This window comes from Streptomyces actuosus (assembly GCF_016921115.1).
Taxonomy (GTDB): Bacteria; Actinomycetota; Actinomycetes; order Streptomycetales; family Streptomycetaceae; genus Streptomyces; species Streptomyces actuosus_A.
The window spans coordinates 212,663-226,260 of the sequence record NZ_JAFFZS010000006.1; the positions used below are offsets into that span (position 1 = coordinate 212,663).

8 protein-coding genes are annotated in these 13,598 nt (G+C 73.3%); 5 read left to right on the plus strand and 3 right to left on the minus strand.

Going from position 1 to position 13,598, the window contains the following annotated elements:
* Nucleotides 1-132 precede the first annotated feature (132 nt).
* Nucleotides 133-1,596: a catalase gene (locus JS756_RS10915; RefSeq protein WP_205382817.1), complete on the plus strand. Its 1,464-nt coding sequence runs from the start codon at nucleotides 133-135 to the stop codon at nucleotides 1,594-1,596.
* Nucleotides 1,597-2,403: 807 nt separating this feature from the next.
* Nucleotides 2,404-2,664 (plus strand): hypothetical protein, encoded by a 261-nt coding sequence (locus tag JS756_RS10920; protein ID WP_205382818.1) that lies wholly within the window; start codon nucleotides 2,404-2,406, stop codon nucleotides 2,662-2,664.
* Between the two features lie 446 nt (nucleotides 2,665-3,110).
* Here the strand turns inward: JS756_RS10920 and gcl are convergent, their stop codons facing one another.
* Complete coding sequence (gcl, locus tag JS756_RS10925) at nucleotides 3,111-4,898, minus strand: glyoxylate carboligase (RefSeq protein ID WP_205382819.1); 1,788 nt, start codon at nucleotides 4,896-4,898, stop codon at nucleotides 3,111-3,113.
* Between the two features lie 203 nt (nucleotides 4,899-5,101).
* Between gcl and JS756_RS10930 the strand changes: the two genes are divergently transcribed.
* On the plus strand, nucleotides 5,102-5,983 hold the full coding sequence (locus tag JS756_RS10930; protein ID WP_205382893.1) for a hypothetical protein: 882 nt from the start codon (nucleotides 5,102-5,104) through the stop codon (nucleotides 5,981-5,983).
* A gap of 103 nt (nucleotides 5,984-6,086) precedes the next feature.
* Here JS756_RS10930 and JS756_RS10935 read toward each other — a convergent pair whose 3' ends face one another.
* On the minus strand, nucleotides 6,087-7,673 hold the full coding sequence (locus JS756_RS10935) for an AMP-binding protein (RefSeq protein ID WP_205382820.1): 1,587 nt from the start codon (nucleotides 7,671-7,673) through the stop codon (nucleotides 6,087-6,089).
* Entirely contained in the window at nucleotides 7,670-9,349 is a 1,680-nt protein-coding gene (locus tag JS756_RS10940) for an AMP-binding protein (RefSeq protein ID WP_205382821.1), read from the minus strand. The genes JS756_RS10935 and JS756_RS10940 overlap by 4 nt, the downstream gene beginning before the upstream one ends.
* A 243-nt stretch (nucleotides 9,350-9,592) precedes the next feature.
* On the opposite strand from JS756_RS10940, the gene JS756_RS10945 reads away from it, so the two are divergent.
* Together JS756_RS10945 and JS756_RS10950 are read left to right on the plus strand one after the other, a co-directional pair.
* Complete coding sequence (locus tag JS756_RS10945; RefSeq protein ID WP_205382822.1) at nucleotides 9,593-10,426, plus strand: helix-turn-helix transcriptional regulator; 834 nt, start codon at nucleotides 9,593-9,595, stop codon at nucleotides 10,424-10,426.
* A 159-nt stretch (nucleotides 10,427-10,585) separates the two neighbouring features.
* The gene (locus tag JS756_RS10950) at nucleotides 10,586-13,435 is read left to right on the plus strand and encodes a helix-turn-helix transcriptional regulator (protein ID WP_205382823.1); all 2,850 of its coding nucleotides are present in this window, start codon (nucleotides 10,586-10,588) and stop codon (nucleotides 13,433-13,435) included.
* Nucleotides 13,436-13,598 lie beyond the last annotated feature (163 nt).

Sequence of the window (13,598 nt, forward strand, 5' to 3'; positions counted from 1 at the left end):
TGTCCTGTCGCGCCCCGTGCGGCACCGCGACCCGGAATCCAATTCAACAAACTGTTGACGCTCAGATCGCCCCACTCCTAGGCTCCGCAAAGCGGAAACAGGTTTCCGCTGACACCCGCACGGAAGGTCCACATGTCGAAGCGCGTGCTCACCACCGAGTCCGGCGCCCCGGTCGCCGACAACCAGAATTCCGCTTCCGCCGGCGTCGGCGGCCCGCTCCTGCTCCAGGACCAGCACCTCCTGGAGAAGCTCGCGCGCTTCAACCGCGAGCGCATCCCGGAGCGCGTGGTGCACGCCCGGGGCTCCGGCGCGTACGGTCACTTCGAGGTGACCGACGACGTCACCGGTCTCACCTGCGCCGACTTCCTGAGCACGGTGGGACGCCGCACCGAGGTGTTCGTGCGCTTCTCCACCGTCGCCGACTCGCTCGGCGGCGCGGACGCCGTGCGCGACCCGCGCGGCTTCGCGGTGAAGTTCTACACCGAGGAGGGCAACTACGACCTCGTCGGCAACAACACCCCGGTGTTCTTCATCAAGGACCCGATCAAGTTCCCGGACTTCATCCACTCGCAGAAGCGCGACCCGTTCACCGGCAAGCAGGAGCCGGACAACGTCTGGGACTTCTGGGCCCACTCCCCCGAGGCCACGCACCAGGTCACCTGGCTCATGGGCGACCGCGGCATCCCGGCGTCGTACCGCCACATGAACGGCTACGGCTCGCACACCTACCAGTGGACCAACAGCGAGGGCGAGGCCTTCTTCGTCAAGTACCACTTCAAGACGAACCAGGGCATCCGCTGCCTGTCCACCGAGCAGGCCCAGGAGGCCGCGGGCCAGGACGCCAACACCCACCAGACGGACCTGCTGCAGGCCATCGAGCGCGGGGTGCACCCGTCCTGGACGCTGTACGTCCAGGTCATGCCGGCGGCCGAGGCGGCCGACTACCGCTTCAACCCCTTCGACCTGACCAAGGTGTGGCCGCACAAGGACTACCCGCTGCAGCGCGTGGGGCGCCTGGTGCTCGACCGCAACCCCGACAACGTCTTCGCCGAGGTGGAGCAGGCCGCGTTCTCCCCGAACAACTTCGTGCCCGGCATCGGTCCTTCCCCGGACAAGATGCTCCAGGGCCGCCTGTTCGCCTACGCCGACGCCCACCGCTACCGCCTGGGCGTCAACCACACGCAGCTCGCGGTGAACGCGCCGAAGGCCGTGCCGGGCGGGGCGGCCAACTACGGCCGGGACGGCCTCATGGCCGGCAACGGCCAGGGCCGCCACGCCAAGAACTACGAGCCGAACTCCTACGACGGCCCGGCCGAGACCGGCCGCCCGCTGTCGGCCCCGCTGGCGGTGACCGGCTGGTCCGGCACCCACGCGGCGCCGCAGCACACCAAGGACGACGACTTCTTCCAGGCCGGCGAGCTGTTCCGGCTGATGTCGCAGGAGGAGCGGTCCCGTCTGGTCGCGAACATCGCCGGCGGCCTGTCCCAGGTCTCCCGCGACGACGTGATCGAGAAGAACCTGGCCCACTTCCACGCCGCCGACCCGGAGTACGGCCGCCGCGTGGAGGAGGCGGTCCGCGCCCTGCGCGAGGACTGAGCCCCCGGGCTGCGTCCGGGATCGGCGGGGAGGCCGGGCCCGGACGCACACGACCCGCTGCCGAGCGATCCGGATGAGGGGTGATCGACGGTACGGCGGGCACGGCGAGGACCGCGGCGGAGTGCGAGCCAGTGCGGTGGTGAAGGACCGGGAACCCCTTCCCGACGTGAGGGGAGGGCTTCCGGCTCCGTCGCGACCGCCGCGGTCCCAGCCACAGACCCCGCGAGGGGAACAACAGACTCCGTCCGGCGGCGCGAACGTCCTGTCGCGCCCAGCCTCGCGCCGTCGGACGGCCATCGGGCCCCGGCCCCCTCGGGCCGGAGAGCGCCGGGTACGGACGGTCCCGTACCCGGCGCTCCGCCTTTGCCGCAGGCGTCTCGCTCGGCGCACGGTCCGGCCCCCCGCACGCGCCCCGCCCGCCGCACACACCCCGGTCCGCCGCACGCGGCGGGCCTGCCAGGGAGCCCCCTCTGCGCACACACCGCGCCGCCACACGCCCTGCTCGGCGCAGAAGCCCCCGCACACGCCCTGCTCGGCGCAGGCGCCCGCCCGCCACGCGCGCCCTGCTTGCGGCACGCTCCCGGCCACACACGCGCCCCCGCCGCACGCACCCCGCTCGGCGCACACGCACCGCCGCCGCCCGGCGGAGTACCGGGGGGCGGTATCGGCCTGTTCCGCAGCCCTCCGCAGGCCCACTGTCGTATGCCCGGAGGCTCCTGACGGCCCCGCGGTGGTCCGCCGCGCGCGTGAGGCGGGGCCGGGGCCGTCCGGCGTGCGGATCCACGGCGCACGCCGCAGCCTGAAGGCATGGCACACCCAACGCGGCATCAGCACGTCGTGGTGCATCCCCCGGCGCTGGACGGCTCGCGGCGCGTCACCGCGGGCGCGGAGACGCTCGGGATCGCCACGCACGTGGACGACGTGAGCGAGATCCTGCGGCTGGCCGACCTGTACGTGACGGACGTGGCGGCCAGCGACCTCATCGAGTGGCAGGGCGGCGGTCCGGACGACTGGCCCGGCCTGTCGGAACACCACGAGCACGGCACCGACGCGTCCGGCGGGTCGTAGGAACGCGGTCGGCCGGGAGAGATCGGCACCGGGCTCCGCACCCCGCCCCGGGCAGGGCTCCGGCTCGGGCGCAGCCCCGAGCCCCCGGTACGCAACCGGACCGGCCGGGGTCCGCGGCCGGTCCCGTACGCCCGCCCCGGCACGTCGGTCACGGCCCGCACCCCGCGCGGCCCGACGCGCCGCACGCCGCGCCCGCTCGGACGTCCTCGCGCCTTGCCCGAGCCCTTCCTCCGCAGGCTCGCGGCGGCTTCGAAGCCGACTCTCGCGCACCAGCCGATCCCCATGCCTCCCGCCGGCTGAACGCCGACCGCCACCTGCCGGGCCGGGCAGAGGCGTGGGCGTGCGGGAGCGCGCCGGTCGCTGGGGAAGCGGGCACACGCAAGGAAGCGGGCACGCACAAAAGGGGGCGGTCCCGTACGGGACCGCCCCCTGGACCGATCGGCGGGTCAGACCTTCAGCGGCCTGATCGACGTGGGCGCGTGACCGGGCTCGGTGGCCAGGTCCTCGAACTCGGAGATGTCGCTGATGTCCATGGTGCGGCTCATCGAGATGTTGGTGATCCGCTCCAGGATCGCCTCGACGACCACGGGCACCCGGTACTCGGCGGCCAGCTTCTTCGCCTGTTCGAAGGCGGCCCCCAGCTGCTCCGGCTCGGTGACCCGGATCGCCTTGCAGCCCAGCCCCTCGGCGACCTTGACGTGGTCGACGCCGTAGACGCCGAGTTCCGGGGAGTTGATGTTCTCGAACTCCAGGTTGACCTGGAAGTTGATGTCCAGGCCGATCTGCGCCTGGCGGATCAGGCCGAGGTAGGAGTTGTTGACCAGGACGTGGACGTAGGGGATCCGGTGCTGCGCGGCCACCGCCAGTTCCTCGATGAGGAACTGGAAGTCGTAGTCGCCGGAGAGCGCGACGACCGGGGCGTCGGGGTCGGCCTTGGCGACGCCGATCGCGGCGGGGATCGTCCAGCCGAGCGGGCCGGCCTGGCCGCAGTTGATCCAGTGGCGCGGCTTGTAGACGTGCAGCATCTGCGCGCCGGCGATCTGGGAGAGGCCGATGGTGGTGACGTACCGGGTCTCGGGGCCGAAGGCCTTGTTCATCTCCTCGTACACGCGCTGAGGCTTCATCGGGACGTCGTCGAAGTGGGTGCGGCGCAGCAGGGCGGCCTTGCGGTCCTGGGTGGAGGCGACCCACGCGGACCGGTCCGGGAGCCTGCCCGCCGCCTTGAGTTCCCGCGCCACCTCGACGAACAGCTCCAGGGCCGCCTTGGCGTCGGAGACGACTCCGTAGTCCGGCGGGAAGATCTTGCCGATCTGGGTGGGCTCGATGTCGACGTGGACGAACTTCCGGCCCTGCCGGTAGACGTCCAGCTTGTAACCGGTGTGGCGGTTGGCCCAGCGGTTGCCGATGCCGAGGACGACGTCGGACTCCAGGAAGTTGGCGTTGCCGTAGCGGTGCGAGGTCTGCACACCGACCATGCCGGCGTTCAGCTCGTGGTCGTCGGGCAAGGTGCCCCAGCCCATCAGGGTGGGGACGACGGGCGTCTGCGTCAGCTCCGCGAACTCGACCAGCAGGTCCGAGGCGTCGGCGCCGACGATGCCGCCGCCGGCGACGATGACCGGACGCTCGGCGGCCAGCAGGAAGGAGAGCGCCTTCTCGATCTGCGCGCGGGTCGCGGCCGGCTTGTAGACGGGCAGCGGCTCGTACGTCTCCGGGTCGAACTCGATCTCGGTCAGCTGGACGTCGATCGGCAGGTCGATCAGGACGGGGCCGGGGCGGCCGGAGCGCATCAGGTGGAAGGCCTGCTGGAACACTCCGGGCACCTGCGCGGCCTCCAGCACGGTGACCGCCATCTTGGTGACGGGCTTGGCGATCGACGCGATGTCGACGGCCTGGAAGTCCTCCTTGTGGATGACATGGGTGGGCGCCTGGCCCGTGATGCACAGGATCGGGATCGAGTCGCCGATGGCCGAGTACAGGCCGGTGATCATGTCGGTGCCGGCGGGGCCGGAGGTGCCGATGCAGACCCCGATGTTGCCCGGCGCGGTGCGGGTGTAGCCCTCGGCCATGTGCGAGGCGCCCTCGACGTGGCGGGCGAGGGTGTGCGTGATGCCGCCGCCCTCCTTCAGCGCCTTGTAGAAGGGGTTGATCGCGGCGCCCGGCACACCGAAGGCGTCCGTGACGCCCTCGCGCTTGAGGATCTCAACTGCCGCGCGGGCAGCGGTCATACGAGCCATCGAGTACTCCTGCTTCGGCTGTCGGATTCGCACTCCCGTCGCGCCCCGCGGTGAGTTCAGATTCCGTATAGCGGAAAATACTTTCTACGATCTGGAAGCAATGTAGGCGGATGGGCGAAGGGGCGTCAAGAGACGGACAAGCGGGGGGCGGGTGGAGCACCATGGGGGCGCTGACCCGACGCGAGGCCGTCCTGGAGTGGGCCATGACCGAGAGCGTGCCGGTGCGCTGCCCCGCGTGCCGCCGCGAGCACCTGTACGCGGCGCCCTCCTATCCCTGTGCCTGCGGCGCCCCGGTCGCCGCGCCGCTGGACCCCCGGACGGCGCCGACGGCCGTCACCCACCGCGTCTGGGACGAGCAGTGGATCGCGGTGGACTGCCCGGCATGCGGCCGGCGCGCGCACTGGCCGCAGCCGGAGCTGGACTGCCCGTGCGGGACGGTGCTCAGGATTCCGGTGGCCCGCGCGGGCGCCGAACGGACGGCGCCGACCGGCACGGAGGCGGGGGCCGGGGCGCAGCCGTGGAGCGATGCCGGGCCGGCGGCGCCGGACGACCCGGCTGCGACAGCGCCGCCACGATCGACGGCGCGCCCGGACGCCGCAGCACCGCACACCGCATCGGGAGCGGAGGCGGAAGCGGCCTCGGGCGCGAGGGCACGGCCGCCGGTTCCGGCGGCGGGTCCGTCCCACGGCCCTGAGCAGCGGCGCGGCGTGTTCCGGCCGGTGGCGATCCGCACCGCGCGGGACGCCGTCACGGTCGCCGCGCTGTATCTGCGCTGGCTCGGATACCCGGACGTACGCCGGGCCGACCAGCGGCCCCCGCACGGCATCGGCCTGGCCGCACGCGGCATGCTGGCCCAGGTCGACCCGACGGCGTGCCGGGCCTCCGTGCGGGACGTGGAGTGCCTGTGGCTGACGGCGATGACGGAGTCGGCGGGCTGCGTCTACTTCTCCCTGACCGGATACGCCCCCGACGCCCGCGACCGCGCCGACTCGCTGGGCGTGCCGCTGTTCGTCCTGGGCCCGACGGGAACGCCGCTGCCCGCGAACGGACCAGCCCGCGACCTGGCCGGCACGGACCCGCACTGACCGTCGCCCCCTCGCCCCGCCGCACCCCACCACACCGTCGCGGCCGGTGCCCACCGTCACCGGCCGCGCGGCGCGCGCGGCCGGTGAGTCCCGTCGAGGCGGCTCAGACGGCGTACTTCTCCCGCAGCTCCACCTTGCGCACCTTCCCCGACACCGTCATCGGGAAGGAGGCGAGCACCTGCAGCCGGCTCGGCACCTTGTAGTGCGCCAGGCGCCCCGCGCAGTGGTCGCGCAGCTCCTCCAGCGTCGGCGGGTCCGCCGGGTCGCGCGGGATGACGCACGCGAGCACCTCCTCGCCGTACGTCTCGTGCGGCACACCGACCACCTGCACGTCCTGGATCTTCGGATGGCCGTAGAGGAACTCCTCGATCTCACGGGGATAGATGTTCTCCCCGCCCCGGATGATCATGTCCTTGATGCGGCCGACGATCTCGACGTAGCCGTCCTCCCGCATCACCGCCAGGTCCCCGGTGTGCATCCAGCGCCCGGCGTCGACGGCCTCGGCGGTCTTCTCGGGCTCGTCCCAGTAGCCGAGCATCACGCTGTAGCCGCGGGTGCACAGCTCCCCCGCCGCGCCGCGCGGCAGGGTCACGCCGGTCGCCGGGTCGACGACCTTCACCTCGATGTGCGGCAGGACGCGGCCGACGGTGCCCGTGCGGTGCTCCAGGTCGTCGTCCATCCGCGTCTGCAGCGACACCGGGGACGTCTCCGTCATGCCGTAGCAGATGGAGACCTCCTGCATGTGCATGTCCGCGACCACCCGCTTCATGACCTCCGCGGGGCACGGCGAGCCGGCCATGATGCCCGTGCGCAGCGAGGAGAGGTCGTAGGAGGCGAAGTCCGGCAGGTTCAGCTCGGCGATGAACATCGTCGGGACGCCGTACAGCGAGGTGCAGCGCTCCTGCTGGACGGCCTCCAGGGTGGCCTTCGGCTCGAAGGAGGGGGCGGGGATGACGATGCAGGCGCCGTGCGAGGTGGCGGCCAGGTTCCCCATCACCATGCCGAAGCAGTGGTAGAAGGGCACCGGGACGCACACCCGGTCCTGCTCCGAGTAGCCGATCAGCTCTCCGACGAAGTAGCCGTTGTTGAGGATGTTGTGGTGGGAGAGCGTGGCCCCCTTGGGGAAGCCGGTCGTGCCCGAGGTGTACTGGATGTTGATCGGGTCGTCGCAGGACAACTCCGGGAACGGGGCGGGCGTTCCGCGGGCGACCAGGGCGTCCCAGGTCGGGTCGCCGATGTACACCGTCTCGCGCAGCCCACGGCAGCGGGGCCGCACCTGCTCCACCATCGCCCGGTAGTCGCTGCCCTTGTGCCGCAGGGAGGCGAAGAGCAGCGAGATCCCGGCCTGGTCGAGGACGTACTCGACCTCGTGGGTCCGGTAGGCCGGGTTGATGTTGACCATGACGGCGCCGATACGGGCCGTGGCGTACTGGACGAGGACCCACTCGGGGCAGTTGACGGCCCAGATGCCCACCCGGTCGCCCTTGGCGATCCCGGACGCGATCAGCGCGTACGCCAGTCTCTCGACGTCCGCGGCGAACTCGGCGTAGGTCCAGCGCCGCCCGGACGGCACGTCGACCAGCGCCTCGCGGTCCGGCCAGGCGTTCACCGCCCGGTCGAGGTCGGCGCCGATCGTGTCGCCGAGCAGGGCGGTCCCGCTCGTCCCGTGCGTGTACGACAGGTCGCTCACCGGAAGTCCTCCTCGCGGTACTCGGCGCCGGATCCGGCGGCCGTGGCCTCACGCAGCTCGATCCGGCGGATCTTGCCGGAGACGGTCTTGGGCAGCGCGCCGAACTCCAGCCGGCGGATGCGCTTGTAGGGGGCGAGGACCTCACGGCTGTGCTCGAAGAGGACCTTGGCGGTGTCCGGTCCGGGCTCCCAGCCCTGCGCCAGCACCACGTAGGCCTTCGGCACCGCCAGGCGCAGCTCGTCCGGCGCGGGGACGACGGCGGCCTCCGCGACCGCCTCGTGCTCCAGCAGGGCGCTCTCCAGCTCGAACGGGCTGATCTTGTAGTCGGAGGCCTTGAAGACGTCGTCGGCGCGACCGACGTAGGTGATGTAGCCGTCGGCGTCGCGGGAGCCGATGTCACCGGTGCGGTAGTAGCCGCCGGCCATCGCCTCCGCGGTGCGGTCGGCGTCGCCGTGGTAGCCGGTCATCAGGCCGACCGGGCGGTCGGACAGGTCGAGGGCGATCTCGCCCTCGACCGCGCCCGTCGCTCCGGTGACCGGGTCGAGCAGTTCGACGCGGTAGCCGGGGCTGGGCCTGCCCATGGACCCCGTCTTCAGCGGCTGGCCCGGGCTGTTGGCGACCTGCACGGCCGTCTCCGTCTGCCCGAAGCCGTCCCGGATGGTGACCCCCCAGGCCCGCCGGACCTGCTCGATGACCTCCGGGTTGAGCGGCTCACCGGCGGCCACCGCCTCCCGCGGCGGCGTGGCGAGCTGGGTGAGGTCGGCCTGGATGAGCATCCGCCACACGGTCGGCGGTGCGCAGAAGGCGGTCACCCCGGCTCGGTCCATCTCCGCCATCAGCCGGGCGGCGTCGAAGCGGGTGTAGTTGTGGATGAAGACGGTCGCCTCGGCGTTCCACGGGGCGAAGAGGTTGGACCAGGCGTGCTTGGCCCAGCCGGGCGAGGAGATGTTCAGGTGTACGTCGCCGGGCTTCAGGCCGATCCAGTACATGGTGGCCAGGTGCCCGATCGGGTAGGAGGTGTGGGTGTGCTCCACCAGCTTGGGCCGGGCGGTGGTGCCCGAGGTGAAGTAGAGCATCAGCGGGTCGTCGGCGAGGGTCGGCCCGTCCGGGGCGAAGCCGGCCGGCGCGGCGTACGCCTCCTCGTACGGCAGCCAGTCCCCGCTCGCGCCGCCGACGGCGATACGGGTGTAGGCGCCGGGCACCTCGTCGAACTTGCCGGTGTCGGCCGCCCGCACCACCACGTGCCGCACCCGGCCGCGTTCGACGCGGTCGCGCAGGTCGGCCGGGCCCAGCAGCGGCGTGGCGGGGATGACGACGGCGCGCAGCTTCATCGCCGCGAGCGCGACCTCCCACAGTTCGGCCTGGTTGCCCAGCATCACCAGCACCCGGTCCTCGGCGGCCACCCCGCGCTCGCGCAGCCAGTTCGCCACCCGGTCCGAGCGGTCGGACAGCTCGGCGAAGGACAGCCGGGCCTCGGTGCCGTCCTCCTCCACGATGTGCAGGGCGGTGCGGTCGTTGCCGTCCGCGACGACGTCGAACCAGTCGAGGGCCCAGTTGAACCGCTCGGGCCGGGGCCAGGTGAAGCCCTCGTGGGCCGCGGTGTAGTCCTCGCGGTGCCGCAGCAGGAAGTCCCTCGCCCTGCGGAAGTCCTCCGTCGCCGTCACAGCCCTCGTCATCCGTCCTCCCAGTTCTCGGTCTCGCCGCCGGGCGCTCCGGCCGGTGCCGGGGCCCGGCCGCGCACGGCCCCCGGGGGACCGTCGCGGCCGGCCTTCCGGCGCCGGTGCGCCCATCGGTGCATTCCGGCGGTTCCGGACCATTGCCGGGCGGCTCTGAGACATCGTGTAATCCGTGATGCAGGTCTCACTACCCCCGAACGGGGGTGGGGGTCTCACCGGAGCCGCAGCAGAGGGGTCGAGCAGGTGACAGCGGACGTACCCGGAGTGATGGAGATCAGCGGTGCGCTGACCCGGCTGCGACGGACGACCGGGCTGCCCGTCGCCTTCGGCGGCCTCGTCGACCCCGGTCGGCGGCAGATGCGCATCAGCGAGCTGAGCGGCAACGTCACCGCGGCGCTCCGCGCGCTGGCCGTGGCCTCGGGCAGCGGCCTCGGCGGCAGGGCGGTGGCCCTGGCGCGTCCCTGCGCGGTGACCGACTACTCCTCGTCGCGCAGGATCAGCCACGAGTACGACGCGGCGGTGGCCGAGGAGGGGCTGCGCTCGGTGCTGGCGGTACCGGTGGTGGTGCGGCGGCGGGTACGTGGTGTGCTCTACGGCGCCCTGCGCACCGCGCAGCCGCTCGGCGACCGCGCACTGGGCGAGGCCGTCGCGGCGGCGCGGGACGTGGAGCAGGCGCTGGTGGCACGGGAGGAGGCGGGCGCCCTGCTGGCGGCGGCCCGCCCCGACGCCGCCGCGCGGTCCGGTTCGGCCGCGGCCTGGGAGCAGGTCCGGGAGGCGCACGCGGCCCTGCGCGCCCTGGCCCCGCGCATCGCCGACCCGTACCTGCGCTCGGAACTGCTGGCGGCCTGCGGACTGCTGACACCCGGGACCGGGGCCCCGGCGCAGGCGCTGGCACCGCGCGAACTGGACGTGCTGTCGTGCGTGGCGGCCGGCGCGACCAACGCGGCGATCGCGGAGCGGCTGCGGCTGCGGCCGGAGACGGTCAAGTCCTATCTGCGCTCGGCCATGCGCAAGCTGGGTGCGCACACCCGTGGAGAAGCAGTGGCGGAGGCGCGGCGGGCGGGTCTCCTGCCGTAACCTCCGGCCTACAGGGCCTTGCAGACCGATGACCATTCAGTGGACAGTGGCTTGAATTTTCCTATGCGTCTCGTTGTTATATCCCTCACCACACCGTCCGCCCGAATTGCAGGACCCGTTGCCTAGAATTTGGCCCGAACAGGACACTCGGAGGGAGCGGTGACCGTGCCACGGGACTTCCAGGAGCCTGCGAGGTGCCGCCCCGACCTGGTCATCGGCCGGGAGGAGCTGTTCACCGCCGCGCGGGAGCAGCTCGCCTCCGGCGGCAGCGTGCTGCTCCACGGGCCCGCCGGAATTGGAAAGTCGACCGTGCTGCGGGCATTGGCCGCGGATTACGGCCAGGCGGCCCGCACCGTCCTGCGCTGCTCGGCCACCGAGTCCGAATCCCACCTCCCCTTCCTCGCCCTGGCCGACCTCTTCGGCCTGGTCCTCCCGGACATCGCCGACCAGCTCCCCGCCGCCCAGCGCGACGCCCTGGAGTCCGCGCTCACCGGCCGCGGCGAACCCACGTTGCGCCGCGACGGCCTGGCCCTGCGACTGGCCGTGCTCTCCGCGCTGCGCGTGCTCGCCGCCGACGGCCCCGTCCTGATCGTCGCCGACGACCTGCAGTGGCTGGACGCGGCCAGCGCCGAACTGCTCGGCTTCGCCGCCCGCCGCCTCGGCGACACCCCCGTGCAGATGGTCTGCGCCGCCCGCACCGAGGGCCAGGAGTACGACCGGCACCTGAACGCCTCCCCACCGAACACCCTCGCCGTCCGGCTCGGCCCCTTCACCCGCACCCAGGTCTCCACCCTGCTCGACGCCCGCGGCTACACCGGCCTGTCCCGCTCCACGCTCCGCGACATCCACCGCACCAGCGGCGGCAACCCCCTCTTCGCCCTCGAACTGGGCCGCGCCCTCAGCGAGAACCCCACCCCACCCCGCCCCGGCGAGCCCCTGCCGGTACCCACCTCCCTGCGGGCACTCGTCCTCAGCCGCCTCGACATGCTCTCCGAGGAAGCCCGGCGCACCCTGCTCGTGGCCAGCGCCGGAGCCCGCCCCACACCGGCCCTCCTGCACGCCGCCGGCCGCGAGAACGCCGAGGCCGAGTGCGCCCAGGCCGCAGCGCTCGGCCTGCTCACCACCGACCCCGAGGGCCCGACCGTACGGTTCGCCCATCCGCTGATCTCCGCCGCGCTCTACGCGGAGGCACCCGCCCAGGAACGGCGGGCCGCCCACGCCACGCTGTCCACCGCCGCCTCGGACCCCATCGAACGAGCCCGGCACCTCGCCCTCGCCACCATCGGCACCGACCCGAAGGTCGCCGCCCGGCTCGCCGAGGCCGCCGCCCTCGCCCGCGACCGCGGCGCGCCCTCCGTGGCCGCCTCCCTGGGGCTGCTCGCCGCCCGGCACACCCCCACCGGAAGCGTCCCCGGCGCGGACGAGCGACGCCTGCAGGCAGCCGAGGACGCCATCACCGCCGGCGAGGTCGACCTGGCCCGCGACATCGCACGCGAGGTGCTCACCCGCGCCACCTCACCCGCCCAGCGCGTGCGCGCGTGGATGGTCGTGATCGAGTCCGCCGGACAGGCCCTCGCCGACGTCGACGCCGTCTTCCCGCAGGCACTCGCCGACGCCGGCGACGACCCGCGCCTGCTCGCCCTCGTCCACTACCAGCTGGCCTGGCGCGGCCTCGTCGTCGAGGGCGACTTCGCCGAAGCCCGCCAGGAGGCCGCCCACGCCGCCGAACTGGCCGCCCGCGGCGCGGACCGGCGCACCGAACTGATGGCACTCGCCCTGCAGGCCTCCACCGAGACCCTGATGGGCCACCCCGACGCCCCCACGACCGTCAGACGCGCCCTGCGGGAACCGCAGGACCCCTACGTGAGCTGCCACCACAACGGCCCCCGCGCCGCCCGCTTCCGCTGGCTCGTGATGAGCGACCAGTTGCCCGAGGCCCGCACCACGATCAGCGGACTGCTCCGCGAGGTCCGCCAGCGCGGCATGGTCGAGAGCGAGGTCCACTTCCTGCGGGCCCTCGCCGAGACGGAACTCCTCACCGGCCACTGCGGACGGGCCCTGGACCTGTCCCGCGAGAGCCTGCGGCTCGCCCGCGACTCCGGCATCGGCGAGGGCGCCTCCGCCATGCTCGCCTCCCTCGCCGAGGCCTCCGGCGGCGACGTCGACCGGGCACTGGCCCTCGCCAGGGAGGCCGCGCGGCACGCCGAGGAGGACGGCGACCAGATGTACCTCTCCCGCGCCCTCGCCGCGCTCGGCTACGCCCGCCTCGTCGCCGGGGACGCGCAGGCCGCCATCGTCGCCCTGCGCCGCGTAAGGGAGTTGGAGCAGGGCCTGGGCGTCACCGACCCCGCCCGCGGCCGCTGGCACGGCGACCTGGCCGAGGCCCTGGTCGCCGTCGGAGAGATCACCGAGGCGCAGGAACTCGTCGACGTCACCCGCGAGCACGCCCTGCGCCTGGGCCGCGAGAGCGTGCTGGCCGTCCTGGACCGCGCGGAAGCCCTCGTACGCGCCGCCCGCGGCGATCTGGACGCCGCCGTCGCCCGCCTGACGTCCGTTCAGGACCGGCTGAGCAAACTGGGATACGGCCTGGAGGAGGCCCGGACCGCCTTCGCGCTCGCCCGGCTGCGCACCCAGCCCCGCCCCCTCGGCACCGCCCGGACGGCGACCACACCCGCACCGGGTCCGACGTCGTACGACGAGGCGGCCCGGCTCTTCCGGCGCTGCCGCGCGGTGCCGTGGGTACGACAGGTCGAGGCGGCCGCCACGGCGGGCCCCACCGCACCGCAGGCACCGGCGCCGGGGAAGGAGTCGGCCCTGGAGGGACTGGCGTCCATGGAACGCCAGGTCGCCGCGCTGGTCATGGAGGGCGCGACCAACCGGGAGATCGCCTCGCGCCTCTTCATCAGCGTCAAGACCGTCGAGGCGACCCTGACCCGCGTCTACCGCAAGCTCGGGATCCGGTCACGGGTGGACATCGTCCGCTTGGCGGCGGGACGCCACGCCAAGTGAGCCCGGGCGGGGAGACGCGCCACGCCGGCCGAAGCCGGCGGGGGGACGTGCCACGCCGGCTTCAGACCGCCGCGCCGACGGGGACCGGCGCCCGGACCGCTGCCCCGGCTCAGGCCGGTGGGTGACCGCCGCGCCCGGCGAGACCGACGGAGGGACCGCTGCG